A 22,878-nucleotide genomic window follows, 5' to 3' on the forward strand; every position below is an offset into this window, starting at 1 on the left:
CGTGCGGGCGCGGGCAGGGGCAGGGGCAGGGGCACGGGCACGGGCGCCGGATATCGTCGCCGGCGCGGATGCCGGGCTGGCGCGGGCCGAGGTGCGGGCGCTGGCCGATCGTGGCGCGCTGGCGGACGCGCGGGCCTGCTGCCGCGCGGCGCTGGCCGTGCATCCGCTGGATGCCGGGCTGCATTTCCTCTCGGCCGTGCTGGCGGAGGATATCGGCACCGCCGAGGATGAATTCCGGCGCACCCTCTATCTGGATCGCGACCATGTCATGGCGCATGTCCATCTGGCCCGGCTGCTGCGCGACGGCGGCGCGGCGGAGGATGCCGGGCGGATGCTGCGGCAGGCCCGCGCCCTGCTGTGCCGCCTGCCGCCGGACGCGCCGGTGGCCGACGGGAACGGGCTGACCGTCGCCGGGCTGTCGCGGCTGGTCGGCGGGGACGGGGTGGCGGAGGATGGCGGCGTGCCGGGCGACCGGCTGCCGACGCTGGCGCGGGGCGTGTCCTGAGCGGCCGGGAGGGCGGGCCGGACCCGGAGGGGCGCGCCGCGCTCTATGCCCGGCGGGTGATGGCGGAGCGCGCGCGGCTGCTGGCCGGGCGGGGGCGGGCGCCCGCCCCCGAGGCCGGACGGCGGGCGGCGGTGATCCTGGAGGTCGGCGGGCAGGTCCATGCCATCGACCTGCATCACGTGCTGCGCATGGCCGAGCCGGCCTGGAGCGCCATGCCGCGGCGGCCCGACTGCCCGGCGTCGGTGCGGGGGGTCTATGGCTATGTCGGCCTTCTCTATACAGTGATCGACCTGTCGGTTCTGCTGGGCGGGGCGCCGATGGAGCATGCCGGGGCCATGGCGCTGATGCGCCCGGTGGCCGGCCTGCCGGTGGCGCGGATCGCGCTGCTGGCCGGGCGGACGCTGGGGGTGGAGGATGTCGTGGATGCGCCGGCCGCCGCGCCCGCCCACCCGGTGGCGACCCACCCGGTGGCCGCCCTGGGGGACGGGCGGCTGGTCACGGTGCTGGATCCCGCCCGCCTGTTCGCGCGTCCTTTCGGAGTCTGACCTGTCGTGACAATTGCCAATCGTCTTCTGTTCGGGTTCGGGGTCGGCGTTCTGCTGATGGTCTCGATCGGGGTCTACGCGCTGGGGCAGATCCGCAATGTCCGCGACGAGATGACGGTGATCGTGACCCGCGACCTGCTGGTCTATCGCCATCTGAACCATCTGCGGGTGCTGGAGAACGACCAGGTGGCGCGGCGGCTGTCGATGCTGTCGCACTATTATGCGCGCGACTACCAGAAGGACCCGGCGATGCTGGATGCCGCGATCGCCGACTGGACCGGAATCGACCGGCAGGCGGAGGATACGCTGGTGCAGGCGATGGCCGCCGCCGGCCAGGCCGACGACGAGGCGCGGATCGACGCGCGGCGCGCCATGTTCGCCACCATCTCGGCCCGGCTGCATGAGGCGCTGGACCAGGCGCGGCGGAACGCCGAGGCGTCGGCGGACCTGTTCGCGGCGTTTCGCCAGAACGACGACGCGGCGGTGCGCCAGCAATCGGCGCGGCTGGATACGCGCGACCAGGCGATCGACCGGCTGATCTCGGATGCCGGGACCACGCTGGATGGCGGGGTGCAGGCCGGGGAGACCCAGAGCAGCGCGCTGTACGAATTCAGCCGCCGGTCGCTGATCCTGGGGCTGGGGGTGGCGGTGATCGTCGCGCTGATCGTCACCTTCTGGACCCGGCGATCGATCCTGGCGCCGCTGGCCGCGCTGATGCGGGTGATGGAGCTGGTGGGGCAGGGCGACCTGTCGACCCGCGTGAGCGTCGGCGGGTCGCGCGGCGGACGCGACGAGTTCGAGCGCCTGGCCGCCGGGCTGAACCGGATGATGGACGGGTTGCGCGAGATCGCGCAGCAGAGCCGCGAGGCCACGCGCAACCTGGATGCGGCGGTGGCCGATATCCGGGCCTCCGCCCAGCAGCAGGCGGCGAGCGTGGAGGAGCAGTTCGCCGCCGTGCAGGAGACGGCGGCGACGGTGGACCAGATCACCCATTCCGGCGCCCAGATCAGCAAGCGCGCGCGGGAGGTGATCTCCTCGGCCGAGACCATCGTGCATAGTTCGGCCAGCGGGCTGGAGGCGGTGGAGGAGACCGCGCGGGCCATGGAGCGCACCCAGGAGGGCGCCGAGGCCGTGGCCTCGAACATCGTGGCGCTTTCGGAACGCACGGATGCGATCAGCGAGATCATCACCGCCGTCAACGACCTGTCGGAGCGCTCGCACCTGCTGGCGCTGAATGCCGCCATCGAGGCCGCCGCCGCCGGCGAGCACGGGCGGTCGTTCGCCGTGGTCGCGGCCGAGATGAAGATCCTGGCCGACCAGTCGCGCGACGCCACCCAGCATGTGCGCGCGATCCTGGGCGACATCCAGCGCGGCATCAACACCTCGGTCATGCTGACCGAGGAGGCGGTCAAGCGGGTGTCGGCCGGCAAGGAACGGACCGATATCGCCTATCGCACCATCGAGCGCATGACCGGCGGGATCGAGGAGGGGGTGCATGCCTTCCAGCAGATCGTCGCCTCGACCAACCAGCAGCAGATCGGCATCGAGCAGGTGATGACCGCGTTGCAGAGCATCCGCCAGGCCAGCCAGCAGACGGCGGCGGGGACGCGCAACCTGGAGGCGTCCGCCAGCAACCTGGGCAGCCTGTCGCACCAGCTCCTGGCCATTTCCGCGCGCTACCGGACCTGACGGCCAGCCCGTGGAGGCCCTGCGACAGGAACTTCTGGCGGTCTTCGATGCCGAATATCGCGACCATCTGCGGGTCGTGCGCGATATCCTGGCCGGCGGGGCGGTCGAGGGGCGTGCGGTCAGCGAGATCTTCCGGCGGGTCCATTCGCTGAAGGGGGCCGCGCGCGTGGTCGAGCGCGCCGATATCGAGACCATCGCCCACGCGCTGGAGGGGCGGCTGTTCCGCCTGCTGGAGGAGCACCGGCCGGCGGGGGCGGACGATCTTGCGGCGATCGGCGCCGCGATGGACCAGATCGACGCCCGGATGCAGGACGCGCCGGAGGCGGCGGAGCCCGGCGGGGCCGCGCGCGACGAGGGGGGCGCGGGAGCCGTGGCCGATGGCTCCGGGGCCGACAGCTACGTGCAGGTGCCGGCGTCGCGGCTGGATGCGCTGGTCGGCGTGGTGCAGGACATGATGGGCATCGCCGAGCGGCAGGACCGGCTGTGGGCGGACCTGGAGGACCTGGCCGCCGCTGCCCGGCGGACCGGGCCGGCCGGCGACCCGGCGGCGGAGCTGGCGCGGCTGACCCGCGCGCTGTCGGCCCTGTCGCACGAGCGGGGGCGGATCGCGGGGCAGGCCGACCGCGCCATGATGCGCCTGGACGAGGAGGTGCGGGCGGTGACGCTGGTGCCCGCCGGTACCGTCTTCGGCTCGCTGTCCGGCATGGTCCGGCAGATCGCGCGCGAGCATGGCGGCGGCGAGGTGACGGTGCGGCTGCTGGGCATGGATGTGCGGGCCGACCGGCGGGTGATGCAGGCGCTGCGCGACCCGGTGATCCATCTGCTGCGCAATGCCATCGTGCATGGGCTGGAAAGTGCCGATCGGCGCGAAGCGGAGGGCAAGCCGGCGCGGCCGGTCCTGACCCTGTCGGTGCGGATGCTGGGCGTGCGGCTGCTGGTGTCGGTCTGCGACGACGGGCGGGGGCCGGACCTGGAGGCGATCGCCGCGCGCGCCATCCGGCAGGGGCTGATGCAGCCGGACGATCCGCGCCTGCCCGAGACGCTGCTGGCCCTGGTGTTCGCGCCCGGTTTTTCCACCCGGGCGGCGGCGGACCGGCTGGCCGGGCGGGGCATGGGGCTGTCGGTGGTGGCCGAGGCGGCGCGGGCGCTGCACGGGACGGCGCGCATGGAGGCCGGCCAGCCCTGGGGGACGGTGGTGACGATGGCCGTCCCGGTCTCGCGCCGGCAGCGCACGACGCTGGTGGTCGAGGCCGGCGGCATGACCATCGGGCTGCCGGGGCGGGTGATCGAGCGGCTGGCGCGGGTGCGGCAGGCCGATATCCGCATGGCCGACGGCCGCGCCTATTTCACCCTCGACCGGCGGCGCGCCCCGGCGGGGGAGGCCGGGGGCGACGCGGCGCTGGTGCCGGTGGTACCGCTGGCGGCCTTTCTGGGCCGGCCGGAGGCGGCGCTGCCGGTGCATGGCGGGGCGCTGTCGGTCGTGGTGCTGGGCATGGCGGATGGCGGGTGCTGCGCGTTCGCCGTCGACCGGATGCTCGAGGTGCGGATCCTGCATGTGTCCGACGCCGGGGCGGTGGGGCTGGACAGCGCGCTGATCCCCGGGGTCGGCTGGCCGCGCGGCGACCGGCCGGTCTTCGTCCTCAACCCCGACACGCTGCTGGAGCGGTGGCGGAAGGCGGGGGCCACCGGCGGGCATTTCGACGGTGCGGCGGACGCGGCGCGGGAGGCGCGCGCGCCGGCCCGGCGGGTGGCCACCGTCCTGGTCGTTGACGATTCGATTACCACACGGACTCTCCAGAAGACGATCCTGCAGACCCACGGTTATGATGTCCTGCTGGCGACGGACGGGGTGGAAGCCCTGTCGCTGCTGCATCGGTCGCCGCGCCGGATCGATGTGATCGTGACGGATGTGGAGATGCCGCGCATGGATGGGTTCGCATTGCTCGACGCGGTCAGGTCGGACCCCGGACTGTCGCGGATTCCGGTGGTGCTGATGACCTCGCGCAACGAGGAGGCCGATATCCGGCGCGGGCTCGATGGCGGGGCGCGGGCCTACGTCACCAAGCAGGGATTCGAGCAGGGCGAATTGCTGGACATCATCCGGGGCGTGCTGTGACCGGCCGGGCCGGGCCGGGGGTGCGGGTGCTGGTGGTCGAGGATTCGGCGGTGGTCCGGCATGTGCTGGCCCGGCTGATCCGCGACGATCCGCGGCTGGAGCTGGTGGAGGCGGTGGAAACCGCCGAGGAGGCGCTGCGCCTGGTGCCGCTGCTGCGGCCCGACGTGATCTCGATGGATGTGCGGCTGCCGGGCATGGACGGGCTGGAAGCCACGCGGCGGATCATGGCCGAGTGCCCGACGCCGATCGTGATCGTCAGCGATTCCTCGACCGATCCGGCGCTGCGGATCTCGATGAACGCGCTGCGGTCCGGCGCGCTGTCGGTGGTGCAGAAGCCGGCCGGGTGGCCGGTGGATGCCGCCGGGGGGCGCGCGATCGCGACCCAGCTTTACATCATGAGCCAGGTGCCGGTGATCCGCCATCGGCTGCACTATGGCGCGGTGGGGCCGGCGGTCGAGGCGCCGCCGCCGCCGCGCCTGCGTCCGCGCCTGATCGGCATGGCGGCGTCGACCGGCGGGCCGCAGGCTTTCTCGCACGTCATGGGGGCGCTGCCGGCCGGCTTTCCGTGGCCGATCCTGCTGGTGCAGCATATGGGCGCCGGCTTCATGGAAGGATTCGCCGCCTGGCTGGACACCCAGACCCGGCTGTCGGTCGGGCTGGCCCGGCAGGGGGATGTCATGCGGCCGGGCCATGTCTATGTCGCGCCGGCCGAGGCGCATCTGACGCTGGGGGCGGGCGACGAGATCCGGCTGAACCATGCCCCGCCCGTGGGGGGGCAGCGGCCGTCGGCCAATGCGCTGTTCGCGTCGATGGCGCGGGTGGGGGCGGGGGCGATCGGCGTGCTGCTGACCGGCATGGGCGAGGACGGGGCCGTGGGGCTGCGCGACATGCGCCGGGCGGGCGGATATACGATCGCCGAGGACCGGAGCACCGCCATCGTGCATGGGATGCCCGGCGCCGCCGAGCGGATCGGCGCCGTGTCGATCAGCCTGCCGCTGGAGCAGATCGCGCCGCATCTGGTGGCCATCGCCTCGGCCGTGCCGCGGCTGCCGCTGGCCGCGGGGATGGAGGGGAGGCGGCCGTGACCCATGCGCTGTCCGACGCGGCGCCGCCGACGCTGCTGCTGGTCGAGGATTCCGATACCCAGGCCTTGCGGATCCGCCGGATGCTGGAGGGCCATGGTTTCGCGGTGACGCGGGTGGCCAGCGGCGAGGCCGCGCTGGATACGCTGGATGCGCGCATCCCCGACCTGGTGGTCGCCGACTACCATCTGCCGGGGATGAATGGCGGGCAGATGGCCCGCCAGCTCCGCATGAGCGCCGCCACCCGCATGATCCCGGTGCTGATGCTGACCGAGGGGGGGGAGCCGGGCCTGGAGCGCGAGGGGCTGGAAAGCGGCGCCGACGCCTATGTGCCCAAATCCGCCGAGCCGGACCTGATCGTCTTTCGCATCCGCGCGCTGCTGCGCGAGGGCGCGGGAACGGGGGGCGGGCAACGGGATGCCAGCCCGCTGTTTCGCCGCGCGCGGATTCTGATCGTCGGCGGGGAGGGCGCGCGCGAGCGCACGGTGGCGGGCCTGGCCGCCCTGATGCGCAGCGACGGCCACGAGGTCACGGTGATCGGCCATCCGGGCGCGATGGAGCGGGGCGACTGGTTCGACGCGGCGCGCGCGCCCGACTGCGTGGTGGTGGACCTGGTTTCCGACCGGTTCGACGGCATCGCCTTCTGCCAGGAACTGGACGACCTGCGGCAGGATGTGGTGGTGGCCGGCGGCGGGGCGCCGCGGATCCTGGGGCTGAGCGGCGCGCGCGCGGCGCGGGGCGTCTTTCCCGCCCGGGCGTTCGAGGCCGGGGTGGACGACATGGTGTCGGACGAGATCGAGCCCGACGTGCTGGCGCTGCGCATCCGCGCCCTGGTGCGGCGCAAGCTGCTCCAGGACGATGCGCGGCGCATCGACCTGGACCGCCAGGCGCGCGAGATCGCGGTCGAGGCGGCGCGGGCCGAGGCGGCGGCGATCGCGTCCAAGGCCTCGCTGGCCGAGGCGCTGGAGCAGGCGAACGCCGAACTGGCCGATGCCAACCGGCGGCTGATCGAGACCCAGGGCAAGCTGGTCCAGACCGCCAAGATGGCGTCGCTGGGCGAGCTGGTGGCCGGCATCGCCCACGAGATCAACAACCCGCTCGCCTTTATCCTGGCCCACAAGGAGACGGTGGCCCGCCTGCTGGCGCAGGTGATCGCCGGGGAGGACCCGCATGACGGCGGGCCGCGGCATGCCGCGCTGATGAAATGCCGCGATCGGGTCGAATCGATGAGCCTGGGGCTGCGGCGGATCCAGAACCTGGTGCTGAACCTGCGGAAATTCTCGCGCCTGGACGAGGGGCTGTTCCAGTTGATCGACGTGCCCGAGGCGCTGGAGACGGTGCTGGCGCTGCTGACGCAGAAATTCGGCAACCTGATCGTGGTGGAGCGGGATTATCGCGCGCCCGAGCGGCTGTACTGCCAGTCCGCCCTGCTGAACCAGGTGATGATGAACATCATCAGCAATGCCGCCGATGCCATCCAGTCCATGCTGGAGGAGGCGGGGCACGAGGACGGGCCGGCGGGCCCGGCGCGCGGGCTGATCCGGATCGGCACCGCGCTGAGGGTCACCCCGGCGACGGGCGAGCAATGCTATGTCTTTACCGTGACGGATAACGGGCCGGGGATTCCGCCGGAGGTGAAGGAGCGGATCTTCGAGCCGTTCTTTACCACCAAGCCGGTCGGGGCGGGGACCGGGCTGGGGCTGGCGATCGCCTATAGTGTCGTGCAGGCGCATCATGGCACCATCACGATCGCCGACCCGGTGCCGGGCGGCGAGGGAGGACGGGGAAGCGTGTTTACCGTTTCGGTGCCCTGGCAGCCGCATCTCGAAGCGATGGCCGAGCCCGCGAGCCTGGAGGCGCGGGCATGAGCGGCCGGCCCGTCGTGCTGCTGGTCGATGACGAGCCCGAGATCCTGGTCGCGCTGAGCGACCTGCTGGAGGACGGCTTTACCATCCTGTCCACCACCTCGCCGGTCGAGGCGCTGGAGATCCTGGCGCGGCGCCGCGATGTCGACGTCATCGTCTCGGACCAGCGCATGCCCGAGATGGGCGGCGACGTGATGCTGGCCCGCGCGCGGGGCATGAGCGACGCGCAGGCGATCCTGCTGACCGGCTATGCCGATATCGGCGCGGTGGCGGCGGCGCTGAACCAGGGGCGGATCTCGTTCTATTCGCACAAGCCATGGGATGGCGATGCGCTGCGCGCGATGGTGCTTCAGGCGGCGCATCGGCACATGCTGGAAGGCGAATTGCAGACCGAGCGGATGCTGCTGCGCGGGTTGCTGGCGAATCTGCGTGCCGGGCTGGCCTTCAAGGACCCGGAGGGGCGGTTCATCCGGATCAACGGCAATGCCGCCGCCTTCTATGGCCGCGACGAGGCCGATTGCCTGGGCCGGCGGGAGGAGGATCTGTGCGACCCCGCCCTGTTGCCGGCGCTGCGCGCGGCCGAGGGCCGGCTGGATGCCGAGGGCCGGGACGAGGAGGTGATCCCCGTGCCCGGCCCCGGCGGCAGCGTGGCGTGGCGGGAGTTCACCCGCGTGCGCCTGGGCCTGAATGCGCGGGGCGAGGCCTATTCGGTGCTGATCAATCGCGACATCACCCGCCAGCGCGAGATGGAGGCCCGCCTGCGCCAGGCGGAAAAGATGCAGGCGCTGGGCACCATGGCCGGCGGGATCGCGCATGATTTCAACAATCTGCTGACGGCGGTGATGGGGTCTCTGGAACTGGCCGTCGATATGGGCGACGGGCTGGACGAGCGCACCACGCATCTGCTGGGCAATGCGATGGGGGCCGCGCGACGGGGGGCCGACCTGACGCGCCGGTTGCTGAATTTCAGCCGGCCACGGGACCTGAGCCTGAATCCGGTCGATGTGAATGCCCTGTTGCTTGGCATGCGCGACCTGCTGGTCCAGGGCGTGACCGCGCGGCGGCGCGAGGGTGGGGCGTCGCGGCCGCCGGTCGAGATCGTGATCGCGGAGGTGGACCCCGCCGGCGAGGTGCCGATGGTGCGGACCGATGCCGGGCAACTGGAACTGGCGCTGCTGAATCTGTGCCTGAATGCCAGCGACGCCATGCCGGATGGCGGCATGATCGGGCTGTCGACGCGTGTGGCGCGGCTGGAGGCGCCGGCGGCCGAGGACGGGGACCTGCCGCAGGGCGAGTATGTGGTGGTGTCGGTGGCCGACCAGGGCACCGGCATGGCGCCGGAGACGCTGGCGCGGATCTTCGAGCCGTTCTTCACCACCAAGGATGTGGGGCGGGGGACGGGGCTGGGCCTGTCGATGATCTATGGTTTCGTGCGGCATGCGGGCGGGGACGTGCGGGTGGCCAGCGCGCCGGGGGAGGGAACGCGGGTGGATCTGTACCTGCCGGTGCATCGCTGCCCGGCGGCCGACTTCGATCGGCCCGAGGCGGCGGGGCCGCCGCCCGTCCGCCGGGGGCTGCGCGTCATGGTGGTGGATGACGAGGACACGGTCAGGACCGTGACGGCCGGTTTCCTGCGCGGCATGGGGCACGAGACGATCGAGGCGGACGGCGGCGAGGAGGCCCTGGCGCGGATCGCCGCGCTGGCGCCCGGCCAGCCCGACCTGGTGGTGCTGGACGTCATGATGCCGAAAATGGGCGGCGAGGAGGTGGCGCGACGGATCGGCGCGCTGCGCCCGGGCACCCGGATCCTGTTCCTGACCGGCTATGCCGACAATGCCGTGCTGCCCGAGGATGCGCTGGTGCTGCGCAAGCCGTTCACCCAGGCCGAATTGTCGGGGCATGTCGCCCGCGCCATGGGGGCGTGAAGGGCGGGGCTGCCGCCCGGGCCTTGTCCTGCGGCGCGAACGGCCTATTTCTGTCAGCTATGCAGAACGTACACACAACCCCCCATGATCCCGTCGGCTGGCACGGAACGACGATCCTGTGCGTGCGCCGTGGCGCGCAGGTGGCGATGGCCGGCGACGGACAGGTGACGCTGGGCGCCACCGTCATCAAGGGCAATGCCCGCAAGGTGCGGCGGATCGGCCCGGCCGGGACCATCCTGGCCGGTTTCGCCGGTGCCACGGCCGACGCCTTTACCCTGCTGGAACGGCTGGAGGCCAAGCTGGAACGCTTTCCCGACCAGCTCGAGCGCGCCTGCGTCGAACTGGCCAAGGACTGGCGCACCGACCGCTACCTGCGCCGGCTGGAGGCGATGATGGCGGTGGCCGACCTGGACCGCTCCTTCACCCTGACCGGCAACGGCGACGTGCTGGAGCCGGAGGATGGCATCATCGCCATCGGCTCGGGCGGCAATTATGCCCTGTCGGCCGCCCGCGCGCTGGCGGAGGTCGACGGGCTGTCGGCCGCCGAGATCGCGCGGCGGGCGATGCGGATCGCCGGCGAGATCTGCGTCTATACCAACCATTCGGTGATCCTCGAGACGCTGGGCGAGCGGGGCGGGGAGGAATCGTGATGGATATTCCCAACCATTCCCCGCGCGAGATCGTCTCGGAACTCGATCGCTTCATCATCGGCCAGGGCGACGCGAAGCGGGCGGTGGCCATCGCGCTGCGCAATCGCTGGCGGCGGGCGCAACTGGCCGAGGGCATGCGCGACGAGGTGGTGCCCAAGAACATCCTGATGATCGGGCCGACCGGCTGCGGCAAGACCGAGATCGCCCGCCGGCTGGCGCGGCTGGCGCAGGCGCCGTTCCTGAAGGTCGAGGCCACGAAATTCACCGAGGTCGGCTATGTGGGCCGCGATGTCGAGAGCATCGTGCGCGATCTGGTCGAGGTGTCGCTGAACATGCTGCGCGACCTGCGCCGCCGCGACGTGCAGGCGCGCGCCGAGCAGGAAGCCGAGAACCGGCTGGTCGACGCGCTGGTGGGCGAGGGGGCCTCGGCCGATACCAAGGGCAAGTTCCGCCGCATGCTGCGGGCCGGCGAACTGGAGCAGAAGGAGGTCGAGATTTCGGTCGCCGATGCCCAGGGCGCCCCGGGCATGGGCGAGATGCCCAACATGCAGCCCGGCACCGTCATCAATTTCACCGACATGATGAAGGGGCTGATGAACCGCGTGCCCCAGCGCCGTCGCATGACCGTGGCGGCGGCGCGCGAGGCGCTGACCCGCGAGGAAGCGGACAAGATGCTGGACAACGACGCCCTGGTCGGCGAGGCCGTGGCGCATGCCCAGGATCATGGCATCGTGTTCCTCGACGAGATCGACAAGGTCTGCGCGCGGTCGTCGGAAAGCGGGTTCCGGGGCGGCGACGTGTCGCGCGAGGGCGTGCAGCGCGACCTGCTGCCGCTGATCGAGGGGACCACGGTTTCGACCAAATATGGGCCGGTGAAGACGGACCATATCCTGTTCATCGCCTCGGGCGCGTTCCATATCGCCAAGCCGTCGGACCTGCTGCCGGAATTGCAGGGGCGGCTGCCGATCCGCGTGGAACTGTCGCCGCTGACGCGCGAGGACCTGCGCCGCATCCTGACCGAGCCGGAACATTCGCTGCTGAAGCAATATACCGCGTTGCTGGGGACCGAGGGGCTGGACCTGGGATTCTCGGACGACGCGGTGGATGCGCTGGCGGAACTGGCGGCCGACATCAACGAACGGGTCGAGAATATCGGCGCCCGGCGGCTGGCGACGGTGCTGGAGAAGCTGCTGGAGGACGTGTCCTTCACCGCGGCGGACCGTTCGGGCCAGGAGGTGCGGATCACCGCCGCCGACGTGCGCGAGCGGGTGGCGCCGCTGGCCAGGAAGGGCGACCTGAGCCGCTTCATCCTCTGAAAATGCGCGGCCGGGTGGGCTTCAAGCCGGCGGGGATGTGGCTTAGTCTCCGCCGGATGTTTGTCTGTTGCGTCAGGTAGCCTTGATGACCGATCCCTTCGTCACGCCCCGGGACGATACCGCCGCCGCCGCCATCGCCGCCATCGGCGAGGAGCTGGACCTGTTCGATGACTGGATGCAGCGCTACCAGTACATCATCGAGATGGGCCGCGCGATGCCGCCCTTTCCCGACGCATGGCGGGACGACGGCCATCGCGTGCCCGGCTGCCAGAGCCAGGTGTGGCTGGAGATGACCGAGCGGGACGGCGTGCTGTTCTTTGCCGGCGCGTCGGACGCCGCCATCGTGTCGGGCCTGGTGGCGCTGCTGCTGCGGGTCTATTCGGGGCGGCCGGCCGAGGAGATCCTGGCGACCGATCCGGGATTCCTGCGCGAGCTGGGGCTGGTGCAGGCCCTGTCGACCAATCGCGGCAACGGGGTGGAGGCGATGGCGCGCGCCATCCGGCACGCCGCCGCGCAGGTCGGGGCGTAGGCGCGCGCCGGCTTCCGCCTTATTGGTCGGTCGCGGGTTCGGCGTCGGCGTCGTACAGCACCTGCAGGACCACGCACCAGGGATAGCGCGGATCGTAGCTGTGGCCGGCGGCATCGGCCAGCCGGCCGTCCGGCCCGACCGGCACGTGGGTCAGCGCCACCGCGTCGTCGACATTGCCGCCGATGATGCTGATCTGGCGGCCGAAGGGCTGGCCGTTCTGGCCGGTGGCGACCACGATGCCGCAATGGGCCGGAAAGCCGTAGCGGGTCGGCAGGTCGGCGAAGCGGACCGATTTGCTGGCGGCGCGCCCGACGCAGATCAGGTCGCCCAGCGCCGGGGCGTAGGTGGCCGGGTCGTGGGCGCGGACGCCGCTTTCGGTGCCGGAGGCGGCGGCGTTGATATAGGTCGAATGGTTGGGTGAGTAGGCGAACCGATCGTTCGCGCCGGCCACCCGCATGACGTAGGAAATGAAGGCCGCCGACCAGGCGAAGGTCGCGTCATGGACGTAGTCGGTGACCGCGCCGGTGGTGTCGTGCTTGCCTGTCCAGGCGACCTCGCTCTCGCCCGGGTCCTGGCCGATCCACCAATATTCGCCGATCCGCTGCCACAGGCCGGGCATGCGTTCCGGCTTGACGGATGCGCTCTGGGCCTCGGGGCGCAGTTCGGGGTCGTCGTCATCGACCGGCTGGCCGAACAGCCGCCATTCCCGCATCGCGATCGCCGCCGCGTCCTGGCGGTTGAAGGGCTCGAAATTGCGGCTGGCGAAGTCGGGAACATGCTCGTCCACCACCAGGCCGCCCTGGCCGGCCGCGTATTGCGCCGACGGCGTGCGGGCCGCGTGGGGGGACGGATAGCGGGGGGCGCAGGCGACGAGGAACGCCAGGGGCGCCATCATGGTCAGGGTGCGTGAGGCCGTCAGGGCAACCTTGCGCGACATTGCTTCGCTTCTCCATCCAGCGCTGGCCGGCGGGTGTCACGCGCGTGGCGCCGGCTGTCCCATCCATAGGACGCGACGGGCGGCGGGAAAAGAGCCGCCGGTGGAGGGCGGGGCCGCGCGGGAGCCCTCGCTCACGGGAACGGCACCAAATATGAAATGCTTTTTCATTGTCGCGCGGTGGGTTCGGGCGCCCCATGTCGCATGACGGCTCGTCCGTCGCTTGCATACGAGGGAAAACTTGGCCGGGGCGGCTTGCCGCTCCGGTCCTTTTTTGCGTCTTGTCCCGATCGCAGGAAGGAGCATGTCATGCCGATGGAAACCATTGCCGTTGCGGGTATTCCTTTTCCAGTCTCGCGCATTGCGCTGGGCACATGGGCGATCGGCGGCTGGATGTGGGGCGGTGCCGACGACCGCCAGGCCATCGCCACGATCCACGAGGCGCTGGAACTGGGCATCAGCCTGATCGATACCGCGCCGGTCTATGGCTTCGGCCATTCCGAGGAGGTGGTGGGCCAGGCGCTGGCGGGGCGGCGCGACAAGGTGGCCATCGCCACCAAGGTCGGGCTGGACTGGAAGGACGGCAAGCCGTTCCGCAACAGTTCCGCCGCGCGCATCCGCCGGGAAATCGAGGATTCGCTGCGCCGGCTGCGCACCGACCGGATCGACCTCTACCAGGTTCACTGGCCCGACCCGGCCGTGCCGCTGGACGAGACGGCGCGGGTGCTGGAGGACCTGCACCGCGAGGGCAAGGTGCTGGCGCTGGGGGTGAGCAATTTCTCCGTCGCGCAGATGGAGCAGTTCGGTGCCGTGGCGCCGCTGGCCGCCGTGCAGCCGCCCTATAACCTGTTCGAGCGCGCGATCGAGGCCGATATCCTGCCCTGGTCGGCCGCGCATGGCCTGGCCGTGCTGGCCTACGGGCCGCTGTGCCGGGGGCTGCTGTCGGGCAGGATGAACGCCGCCAGCCAGTTCGGGCGGGACGACCTGCGGAGTGCCGACCCGAAATTCCAGCCGCCGCGCTTTGCCCAGTATCTGGCGGCGGTGGCGGCGCTGGAGGCCTTCGCGACGGAACGGTTCGGGCGGTCGGTGCTGGCGCTGGCGATCCGCTGGGTGCTGGACCAGGGGCCGACCGTCGCGCTGTGGGGCGCGCGCAAGCCAGAGCAGATCGCGGGGATCGACCAGGCATGCGGCTGGACGCTGTCGAAGGCGGACAAGGCGGAGATCGACCGCATCCTGGCGGCCCATGTCACCGACCCGGTGGGGCCGGAATTCATGGCACCGCCGGGCGGCTGAGGGGCCTTGCGGGCGGCAGACGTTCAGGCGGTTCCGCCTGACCGGGTGCCGCCTAGCCCCGCGAGAAAAACTCCTGATAGGATTTGGACTTTCCTTCGGGCGACTTGCCGATGCCCCAGCGCATCAGCGTCTTGCCGTTATCCTTCAACTGCCAGATCGCGCCGACGATGACGTCGCCGCCCTTCAGTTCCAGCAGTTCGATCTGGTCGTCGCCCAGCCGCCGGACCCGCACCGTGTCGTAGCGCGCGCTGCCCGTCAGCGGATACGGCTTGCCATCCATCACGGCATCGAAATCGATGACCATCGGTGGCTTGCCCTTCGCCGTGTCGTTCACCGAATGATAGATCATGTGATCCTGACTGAACGTTACCTGAATGCGCAGGCTCATCTTCCCCGTGGGGAAATTGCCGTCGCTCCATGACGAGCGGATATTGTCGTTCACCCAGCTACCCGCGAAGCCGCCGGGAGGTGCCGCAAGCGCATGCGACGCCATGCCGAGCAAGCCGATGGCGCATAATGTCCTGATGGCCTTCATTGTCGTCATCTTTCCGTGCATCAATGGAGTTGGTCGATATATTCGACGTGCTTTTCCACCTCGTGGCGCGTCAGCCACAAATCGCGCAGGGTCTTGCTGCTGAGGTAGGAAAGCTGGTCGCTGCGGTGGGGCGATCCCGGCTGGCTGGAATTGCCGTAGCTCAACAGGCCCTTTGCCTTCATAGGGGTCGAGAAGCTGACCAGCGAAACCCAGGTTTCGCCATGGAACGGTGTCCGCTCGCCGTCTTTCATCGGCCCCCAGGTGATGGTCCGGAAAATGCCGGTATTGCCGAAGCCGCCATTGCCGGGCAGGTTCACGTCGTTCAGGTGAAAGCGTGACACCTCGCCGAAGGGCCGATCGATCGCGCCATAGAGCCGCCTGGTCTCCACGGCGGCCCGTGCCAGCAGGTCGACCGCCTGTGCCGGCGACTTCAGGCCCGCCGGGGTATGAATCGGGTCGTCGAGAGACCAGGGCGTGGCGAAATTGCCGAAATCGGCGAATTTCGGCCCCATGAACAGCCGGGCCCAGGTCTCGAACAGCAGGGCGCCCCGGCTGTCGGCGTTGTCCGCCCCGTCCCACGCACGCAGTACCCGCACCGCGTCCTTCACGTCGCGGCGCTGGTCGGACGCGGCGGCGGCCAGCAGATCGGGCAGCACGCGCTGCGCCAGCAGGGCATGCGTATTGAGCTTCCTGGACACGATCTCGTCGAACGACATCCTGTCCGTGCCCGCCAGCATCGTCGTCGACATCTGGGCGCGGAACGACATCGGCCCGGTCACGGCGACATAGGCCGGATATGCCTCGGGGTACAGGACGCGCGGATAGGTCGACACCCATGGCGGGTCGTTGGCGTTCTGCACGAAACCGCTGGGCGGATCGATGACCTTCGGAAGGTCCTCGTAGGCGACGATGTTCCGGGGGATGGTGCTGGATCGGTCTCCGGGAACGAAGCCGTTCCAGTAAGTGAAGTCGCCTTCGTCATGTTTCGGCAGGATGCCGTTGTCGAGATACATGATGTGGCCGTCATGGTCGGCATAGACGATGTTGAACATCGGAATCTGCAGCCTTTTCAGCGCCGCCTGGAACTGGTCGAAATTATGCGCCAGCGCCATGTCCCAATATTGCCGGATCATGCCCGGGCGATCCAGCCCCGCGACATACAGGGCGAACGGACGCCCGTCGGCCTGCCTGAAGACCGGCCCCTGGACGGCATATTCCTGCACGAAGCTCTTCGTCGCCATCGTGCCGTCCGGCTGCCGGACCTTGTAGGACAGGGTCTTCGTCGTGAAGGCGTGTTTCCGGCCGTCGAGCCGGTAGCCGTCGCCGTCGGGCGTCAGCGTATAGCGGACCGCGCCCAGGATCGTGTTGACGGTGTTGGTAAAGGCGACATCCCTGGTGAAGGCGAAGCGCAGGACGGGCAGCCCGACCTGCGTCGCGCCGTAAATGCTGAATCCCGGCCCGTTGAGCTGGGCTTCGTAATAGGTGAAGAAGGCCGTGCCCCACGGCAGGTGCGGGTTGGCCAGCAGGACGGCGTGGCCGTCGGTCGTCCGCGAGGGGGCGATCGCCCAGGCATTCGACCCGCCGGCCTTGCGCGCGGGCGGGTCGCCCAGCATCTTCTGCTCGGCGGCGATATAGACATAGTTCATCAGCCGCAGGGCATGCGCGATGACATCGACGCCGCTGACCGGCAGAACGGGCTTGACGTCGCTGGCGATCTCGTCCGGATGGCGCGCGGCGTAATCGTTGATTCCCCGCGCGAATTCATCCATGTCCTTGCGGAAATCGGGCGTCTGCCACGCATACCATTGCCTGGCGCGGTCATAGACGCCGTTGGCCAGAAGCCAGCGGTCGGAATCTTCCTCCTTCGCGCCCCAATATTCCGCCGCGCGTCCCCGGGCGGTTCCATACAGGCGCAGCACGATGTTGGCGTGGCTATGTGCCTGCGCCCATCCGAAACCATAGAACGCGCCGGCTTCGGTCCTGGCATAGACATGCGGCACGCCGAACGTGTCCCACAGGATCTCGCCCTGGTCCGCCCTTTCGGTCGCCGGGGCGGCCCATCCCTGGCTGCCGACAGCCAGGGAGGACAGGGCGGCGCCCAGATAGAGGGCGATTTTCAGTCTTCTGGGAAAGCAACGCACGCATATTCTCCTGAACGCTCACTCTGCTCATTCTGTTCACGGTGCCCCGTGCCTGGCACGTCAGAAATTCACGCCGACGCGGCCGTAGTAATATCCGCCGGTAAAGCCGAAGGGCGATGTGCCGGGATACTGACCCTGGCCCAGCGACGCATTGTAGAGTCCGTTGGCGGTCGGATACTGGTTGAACAGGTTGTTCGCGCCGAACCCGACATTGACGAATCTGTTGATGTTCCAGGTAATGTCCATGTCCACGATCAGCCGCGGCCCGAAACGGCGGTCCTGCGACGCGCTGTTCTGCAAGATCGTATAGCCGCCATAGCGCGTCACCCGCGTGTTGAGCACCACGGGCCCCCACGTCCACACATTCATCAGCGACAGTTTCGTCCGGGGGATGGCCTTGGTCAGGTAGCCCTGCGACAGGCGGTCGAACAGCACGTAGCCCGAACCGAGGGAGGCAAGCTGCGCGGGATTGGCCTTGATGTTGGAAATGACCGTCTGGTTGTAGTTCCAGCCCAGATTCCACTGCATCTGGCCGGCCGGCCCCACATCGTGGTGATAGGTCGCGACGACATCGATGCCGCGTGTGCGGGTATTGATCGCGTTGGTGTAATATTGCGCGCTGATATCCGAAGCCAGGCCGTTCGCCACCAGGATCCGCGAGACCGCCGGCCCGGTCAGCGTGCTGGTCAGGGCGATGCGGTTGTTGACCTCGATCTGGTAGGCATCGAGGGTGATCGCCAGCGGGCGGAAGGGCTGGAGCACGAAGCCGGCGCTCATGTTCTTCGAGGTTTCGGGGTGCAGGGGCGTGGCGCCCAGCGCCCGGGCGGCGGGCGAATTCACGGGGAGCGTCTTGATCTGCAACAGGGTCAGGTCTTCATTGACCAGACGGAACTGGCCCGTCGTCGAGGCATAGAGCTGCTGCGCCAGCGACGGGGCGCGAAAACCGTTGCTGAGCGTCCCGCGGATCGCGAGCCATTTGGTGACGGCGTAGCGCATGGTGGCCTTGCCGATTCCCGAATTGCCGCTGGCATCGTCATAATGTTCGAACCGCCCGGCCAGGCCGATCGTCAGGGATTTCACCGGGTCCCACGCCAGGTCGGTATAGGCGGCCATGTTGTTGCGCTGCATGAAGCCCGCGTCGGACGGCGTGAAGCCGGGGGCGCCGTTCGCGCCGGGGGCGACCAGCGCGCCGTGATTGCGATACGTACCGGCGGCATAGCTGGCCGGATCGCCCGCCTCCACCCGGTAGGTTTCCAGACGGTGCATGATGCCGAGCGAGGTTTGCAGGTTGCCCAGGATCTTCCACCCCCGCGTCACGTCGAACGTATTGACCCATTCGGTGGATTGCAGCGTGCCGACATAGAAGGACAGGGGCGATGCCGGGCCCAGGCTGGCATTCAGGGTCTGGTCGGCCGTCTGCCGGGCGCGGTCTTCGCCGAAGCTGGAACTGAGGTCCCAGTTCCAGCCCAGTTGCCTGCCCCTGAGCCCGGCCGCGAACTGGTAATCCTGTTCATGGACGACGACGCGGGGACGGAAGCCGTCGGGGAAGAATTGCGGCAGGGAATTGACGTTGTTGGGCGCGCGATAGCTGTAATTCAGGTCGGAATCGCGCAGCCCGTAGCTGCCGAACGTATAGAACGTCACCGGGCCGAAATCATATTCGCTGTTATAGCCGACCAGCACGCCGCGCTGCGGCATCAGGCCGTAATTGGTGGTCACCAGGCGGTCGGCCGTTGCCTCGCGCGGGTCGGGCTGGCCGTTGATCTTGTTGTAGAGCTGGACGGATTTCGCGATCGGGTTCGCCCGGTTCGACGCGAGCTGCTTCTTGAGATCGATGGAAACGTTGAGAAAGCCCTGCGAACCCAGCTTGATCCCGCCATTGGTCAGCCATTGATATTGCTGCCCGTCTCCACGGTCCATATTGGCGCCGGTGGTGAAGCTCGACGAGCCGCCATTGGCCTTCTTCTTCAGGATGATGTTGATGACGCCCGCAATGGCGTCCGACCCGTACTGCGCGGCCGCGCCGTCGCGCAGAACCTCGATATGGTCGATTTCCGACGGCGGAATCATGTCGAGGTCGGTGGGCACCGAACCGTTATAGAGCGATGAGACCGCGTTGATCAGCGACGTCTTGTGCCGGCGCTTGCCGTTGACCAGAACCAGCATCTGGTCGGGGTTGAGCCCGCGCAGGCCGCCGGTCGCGATGATGGTCGACGTGCCGCCACCGGCGCGATTGGGCGAATTGAACGACGGGACCAGCGTGTTGAGCTGGGAAATGACGCTGGCCTTGCCGGTTTCCAGAAGCTCCTTGCTCCGGATCACGTCGATCGGGGTCGAAGAGTGCAGGGCCGTTCGCTGCACGCCACGATTGCCGGTTACGACGACGGCTTCTCCGCCATCGGCGGGGGCGGACGGCCCGGGGCGGGCTTTCGCCGAACGGATTGCCGCCGTGGCGCCGCTTTTTTTGTCCATCGTGAGCGTGGGGGAGGGCACGGACTGGCCGTATGCCGCACCATCGAGCCCCATGAGAGCCACTGCCATCGTGAGTCCCAGAGACAGGGGCGCGCGCAAGGTGGGTTCGGTATTCGACACGATGATTATCTTTCCCATTTTGTTATGCAAACGCGGAGTGATCTATTTTTTATAAGAAGATATTATTTCTTTATTTCCGGGACGTTTTCAATTTCTCGTATCATGTTCCTGGTTATTGTTTCCATTATTCTGAAGGAACAGCCAGCAGCATGTATCGGCTGTCACATATTATTATAATATCGAAACAAGTTGGCGGGCGTCAGTGCGGGCATGGATCGGAATCCTGGCGGGATGGCGACTGGGACGGGGGACGGGGGCGGTGATCGTGTGGTGTGTAACAGGATTAAGGCAATGCTCGACGCCGATGACAAATGATATTACGTTATTGTACATTAATTATGGAGTTTAACGAATCTTGGAGTGGAATACGGAGTGGTTCGTGCAGCGGCTGCACGACCGGTCGGTTCGCGGGCTGGTACGGCAGCTCGCCGCGCTCGTTCAGTCGGGCGCGCTGCCGGTCGGCACGCGGCTGCCCGCGATCCGCGATCTGGCCTATGCGCTGGAGATCAGTCCGGCGACGGTGTCCATCGCGTGGGGGCAGTTGCGCCGGCGCAGCATGATCGACGGGCGCGGCCGCTCGGGCATGTTCGTGATCGGGACCTCCATCGCGCCCCGGCCGGTCCGGCGTACGGCGAGTGTCGGGCTGGCGCACATGCCGTTCGACCTGACCTCGTACACGCCCGACGTAACGCTGCTGCCGTCCCTTGCATCGGCTTTCGCCGCGCCCGACCGCACCCCCAACCTGAACGTCAACGACGACGAGGCCATCGTGGAGAGCCTGCGCGCCGTCTCCGCGGACTCCTGGCCGTATGACGCCGAGGATTTCATGGGGTGCGACGGTGGATATAGCGGCCTGTACGACACGCTGCATGCGCTGGTGCCGCCGGGATCCATTGTGGCCGTCGAAGACCCCACGCCGATGCGCGTTCTCGATATCCTCGACCATCTCGGCGCCTCCATTCTGCCGGTGCGCAGTGACCTCCATGGTCCCATGCCCGACTCCCTGGAGCGCGTGGTGGCGCGGGGGGCCGTGGCGGTCTATCTGCATCCCGGACTGAACGCGGTGACGGGCCGGACCGTGCCGCGATCGCGGCTGGAAAGCCTGGCCGCGATCATGACCGCCGCGCCGTCGGCCTGGATCATCGAGGACGATCCGCTGTCGCGCTTCAATCCCTTTCCGTCGGGCAGCCTCGGGGCGTGGTGCCCCGATCGCGTCGTGCATATCCGATCGCTGTCGGCCTTTTTCGGGCCGGACCTGCGTGTCGGGATCATTTCGGCGACGGCCCGGATCATTCGCGAGATCTGCGCGTTCCGCAGTTTCGGCCCCGGTTGCCCCAGCCGCCTGTTGCAGTCCGCCGCTGCCTGGATGGCCGGCGATGCGGAAACCACCCGTATCGTCGCGCATGCGCGGCAGGTCTATGCCCAACGCCGCGCCTGTCTGGCCGAGGCGCTGGCGCGACTGGGCCATGATGCTGGTCCCGGCTGCGGTTTCAGCCTGTGGCTGCCGGTCCGCGAGCAGAAGGCGGCGCTCGCCTGCCTGGCCCATAACGGCATCCGGGTGACGGAAGGCAGCAAATGCTCGCCCTCCGGCCAGCCGCATATCCGCCTGTCCTTTTCGCATCTGGTTTCGGACCAGGAGTGGCTGGCCGGCCATCTGGTCGCCGCCGGCCTGCTGACGAAGGAAGCGTGAGGCGGGGGTGGCGGCTTTCGCCTACAGGTCGTCCAGCAACGGCTTCTGTCCTTCCCGGCCCGCAATCAGGCAGAACCCCGCGCCCAGAAGCCCGAGCGCGCAGGGCACGGCAAGGGCCGCGCCCCAGCTCGCGCCATGGCCGAGCATGCGCGAAATGAGGATCGGCATGCTGCCGGCCGCGACATTGCCCCAGAACCCGGTCCAGCCCACGACGACGCCGCTGAAACGGCGCGTCAGTCCCTGGGCGAGCGACCAGATCGCGACCTGGCACATGCCCAGGGCCGCAAGCGCCACGCACAGCAGGGTGATGGCGGCCAGGTTGCTGTCGCAATAGGCGGCGGCCTCCAGCGACAGGGCGCTGAGCGCCGCCCCCGCCGCCCCGAAGACGGCGCGTGCCTTGAAGGGCGAGCCGCTGCGGCGCAGGATCGCATCGCTGGCGAAGCCGCTGGCCACGACCGACAGGTAGAGACAGAGCCATGGCAACGCGAAGACCCATCCCATGGCGTTGTAGGAAAGATGGCGCGCCGACATCAGATAATGCGGCAGGTTGACATGGTAGAAGGACTGCATGGACAGCGCGCAGAAATAGAAGGCGCCGATCGCCCACAGGCGCGGCGAGCACAGGAGCGTGGCGAACGCGCGGCGTGACAGGCGTGGCGGATCGTCGCGCGGGCCGCGATAGGGGCCGTCGCGATAGACCAGCAGCCAGAGCGTGCTCAAGACAAGGCCGACCACGCCGAACATGTGCAGGCAATGCCGCCAGCCGATCAGCGTGACGGCCTGGGTTGTCAGCGGGCCGGAGAGCGTGGAGCCGAAATACAGACAGCCCAGCAGCACGGCGTTGCCGCGCGAGCGTTTCGCCGGGGCGAACCAGTCATGCACCGCCGTGACGCTGGCGCTCCAGTCCGCGGCCTGGAACGTGCCCATGGCGATGCGAAAGACGAGAAAGCTGACGAAGCCGGAGGCCCACGGCATGCCGATCGTGACCGCCGACCACGCCATGCAGGCCCACCCCAGGGTCCGGTGCGGCCCCAGGTGGCTGACCAGCCAGCCACTGGGCAACTGCATGATCGCGTAGCTCCAGGTCAGCGCGGCGATCACGGTCGAAACCTGGACGTAGTCCAGCTTCAGGGCATTGCCGATCATGGGCGCGGCCAGCGCGAAGCTGTTCTTGTCGAGCGCCATCATGATGTTGATGGGAACGACCAGTCCCGCCATCACCAGCCACGGGCGCGTGGCGGCGCCGGCCGGATCGCCCCCCGCCATCCTGCCGCGCGCGGCGGCGCCGGGGTCCGCGGGGCAGTCCTCGGCCATCGTCATCGCATCGATATCCCTCTTCAGCCGGCCCCGTTGCAGCCCCGTTCCATTCTTGCCGGTCGAGAGCGGTTTGAAAATGGGCTTCGGTGCTGTCGGCTGCATTCCGCTCACCGCGCGCAGGCGCCGAGGCGGCCGGCCGGTTCCGGCATGGAGG

General features: G+C 69.0%; 16 protein-coding genes and 1 pseudogene. 12 read left to right on the plus strand and 5 right to left on the minus strand.

All coding sequences use genetic code 11. From position 1 onward, the window contains the following. The 10 genes and pseudogenes from HLH48_RS19780 to HLH48_RS19825 form a co-directional block, all read left to right on the plus strand. Positions 1-505 (plus strand): annotated as a pseudogene (locus HLH48_RS19780) (CheR family methyltransferase); the annotation flags it as partial. A 59-nt stretch (positions 506-564) separates the two neighbouring features. After that, complete coding sequence (locus tag HLH48_RS19785; protein WP_182999202.1) at positions 565-1,050, plus strand: chemotaxis protein CheW; 486 nt, start codon at positions 565-567, stop codon at positions 1,048-1,050. 6 nt (positions 1,051-1,056) lie between these two features. Continuing rightward, entirely contained in the window at positions 1,057-2,739 is a 1,683-nt protein-coding gene (locus tag HLH48_RS19790) for a methyl-accepting chemotaxis protein (protein ID WP_182999203.1), read from the plus strand. Between the two features lie 10 nt (positions 2,740-2,749). After that, a complete protein-coding gene (locus HLH48_RS19795; protein ID WP_182999204.1) occupies positions 2,750-4,855 on the plus strand; it encodes a hybrid sensor histidine kinase/response regulator in 2,106 nt (701 codons plus the stop codon). After that, positions 4,852-5,940 carry a chemotaxis-specific protein-glutamate methyltransferase CheB gene (cheB, locus tag HLH48_RS19800; RefSeq protein WP_182999205.1) on the plus strand — a complete coding sequence of 363 codons (1,089 nt, stop codon included), beginning with the start codon at positions 4,852-4,854 and terminating at the stop codon, positions 5,938-5,940. The genes HLH48_RS19795 and cheB overlap by 4 nt, the downstream gene beginning before the upstream one ends. Further along, complete coding sequence (locus HLH48_RS19805) at positions 5,937-7,805, plus strand: response regulator (RefSeq protein WP_182999206.1); 1,869 nt, start codon at positions 5,937-5,939, stop codon at positions 7,803-7,805. Before cheB ends, HLH48_RS19805 begins: the two co-directional genes overlap by 4 nt. Then, the gene (locus HLH48_RS19810; protein WP_182999207.1) at positions 7,802-9,727 is read left to right on the plus strand and encodes a response regulator; all 1,926 of its coding nucleotides are present in this window, start codon (positions 7,802-7,804) and stop codon (positions 9,725-9,727) included. The genes HLH48_RS19805 and HLH48_RS19810 overlap by 4 nt, the downstream gene beginning before the upstream one ends. Positions 9,728-9,786: 59 nt before the next feature. Continuing rightward, positions 9,787-10,377 (plus strand): ATP-dependent protease subunit HslV, encoded by a 591-nt coding sequence (gene hslV, locus HLH48_RS19815; protein ID WP_182999208.1) that lies wholly within the window; start codon positions 9,787-9,789, stop codon positions 10,375-10,377. After that, positions 10,377-11,693: an ATP-dependent protease ATPase subunit HslU gene (hslU, locus tag HLH48_RS19820; RefSeq protein ID WP_182999209.1), complete on the plus strand. Its 1,317-nt coding sequence runs from the start codon at positions 10,377-10,379 to the stop codon at positions 11,691-11,693. The genes hslV and hslU overlap by 1 nt, the downstream gene beginning before the upstream one ends. An 85-nt stretch (positions 11,694-11,778) precedes the next feature. Next, on the plus strand, positions 11,779-12,222 hold the full coding sequence (locus HLH48_RS19825) for a SufE family protein (RefSeq protein WP_182999210.1): 444 nt from the start codon (positions 11,779-11,781) through the stop codon (positions 12,220-12,222). Between the two features lie 19 nt (positions 12,223-12,241). On the opposite strand, the gene HLH48_RS19830 is transcribed toward HLH48_RS19825, so the two are convergent. Then, complete coding sequence (locus tag HLH48_RS19830) at positions 12,242-13,159, minus strand: DUF2272 domain-containing protein (protein WP_182999211.1); 918 nt, start codon at positions 13,157-13,159, stop codon at positions 12,242-12,244. 306 nt (positions 13,160-13,465) lie between these two features. Between HLH48_RS19830 and HLH48_RS19835 the strand changes: the two genes are divergently transcribed. Further along, entirely contained in the window at positions 13,466-14,449 is a 984-nt protein-coding gene (locus tag HLH48_RS19835) for an aldo/keto reductase (protein ID WP_182999212.1), read from the plus strand. 52 nt (positions 14,450-14,501) lie between these two features. On the opposite strand, the gene HLH48_RS19840 is transcribed toward HLH48_RS19835, so the two are convergent. From HLH48_RS19840 to HLH48_RS19850, 3 genes are read right to left on the minus strand one after another with little or no spacing between them, the layout of a single operon-like run. Next, entirely contained in the window at positions 14,502-14,993 is a 492-nt protein-coding gene (locus HLH48_RS19840) for a hypothetical protein (protein WP_182999213.1), read from the minus strand. An 11-nt stretch (positions 14,994-15,004) separates the two neighbouring features. Further along, positions 15,005-17,125, minus strand: a complete 2,121-nt coding sequence (locus HLH48_RS19845) for a penicillin acylase family protein (RefSeq protein WP_220795218.1) — start codon at positions 17,123-17,125, stop codon at positions 15,005-15,007. A gap of 60 nt (positions 17,126-17,185) precedes the next feature. After that, positions 17,186-19,666, minus strand: a complete 2,481-nt coding sequence (locus tag HLH48_RS19850) for a TonB-dependent receptor plug domain-containing protein (RefSeq protein ID WP_182999214.1) — start codon at positions 19,664-19,666, stop codon at positions 17,186-17,188. Positions 19,667-20,072: 406 nt separating this feature from the next. On the opposite strand from HLH48_RS19850, the gene HLH48_RS19855 reads away from it, so the two are divergent. Beyond that, positions 20,073-21,407, plus strand: a complete 1,335-nt coding sequence (locus HLH48_RS19855; protein WP_182999215.1) for an aminotransferase-like domain-containing protein — start codon at positions 20,073-20,075, stop codon at positions 21,405-21,407. A 21-nt stretch (positions 21,408-21,428) separates the two neighbouring features. Here HLH48_RS19855 and HLH48_RS19860 read toward each other — a convergent pair whose 3' ends face one another. Then, complete coding sequence (locus HLH48_RS19860; protein ID WP_182999216.1) at positions 21,429-22,826, minus strand: MFS transporter; 1,398 nt, start codon at positions 22,824-22,826, stop codon at positions 21,429-21,431. Positions 22,827-22,878 lie beyond the last annotated feature (52 nt).

It is taken from the genome of Gluconacetobacter sacchari (assembly GCF_014174255.1).
Classification (GTDB): Bacteria; Pseudomonadota; Alphaproteobacteria; order Acetobacterales; family Acetobacteraceae; genus Gluconacetobacter; species Gluconacetobacter sacchari.

Bases quoted from the DNA above. Each gene is read 5' to 3' on its own strand.
- HLH48_RS19850 (WP_182999214.1), bottom strand. From the start codon at position 19,666: ATGGCAGTGGCTCTCATGGGGCTCGATGGTGCGGCATACGGCCAGTCC.
- HLH48_RS19835 (WP_182999212.1), top strand. From the start codon at position 13,466: ATGCCGATGGAAACCATTGCCGTTGCGGGTATTCCTTTTCCAGTCTCG.
- HLH48_RS19825 (WP_182999210.1), top strand. From the start codon at position 11,779: ATGACCGATCCCTTCGTCACGCCCCGGGACGATACCGCCGCCGCCGCC.
- HLH48_RS19840 (WP_182999213.1), bottom strand. From the start codon at position 14,993: ATGACGACAATGAAGGCCATCAGGACATTATGCGCCATCGGCTTGCTC.
- HLH48_RS19785 (WP_182999202.1), top strand. From the start codon at position 565: ATGGCGGAGCGCGCGCGGCTGCTGGCCGGGCGGGGGCGGGCGCCCGCC.
- HLH48_RS19860 (WP_182999216.1), bottom strand. From the start codon at position 22,826: ATGCAGCCGACAGCACCGAAGCCCATTTTCAAACCGCTCTCGACCGGC.
- HLH48_RS19830 (WP_182999211.1), bottom strand. From the start codon at position 13,159: ATGTCGCGCAAGGTTGCCCTGACGGCCTCACGCACCCTGACCATGATG.
- hslV (WP_182999208.1), top strand. From the start codon at position 9,787: ATGCAGAACGTACACACAACCCCCCATGATCCCGTCGGCTGGCACGGA.
- HLH48_RS19810 (WP_182999207.1), top strand. From the start codon at position 7,802: ATGAGCGGCCGGCCCGTCGTGCTGCTGGTCGATGACGAGCCCGAGATC.
- hslU (WP_182999209.1), top strand. From the start codon at position 10,377: ATGGATATTCCCAACCATTCCCCGCGCGAGATCGTCTCGGAACTCGAT.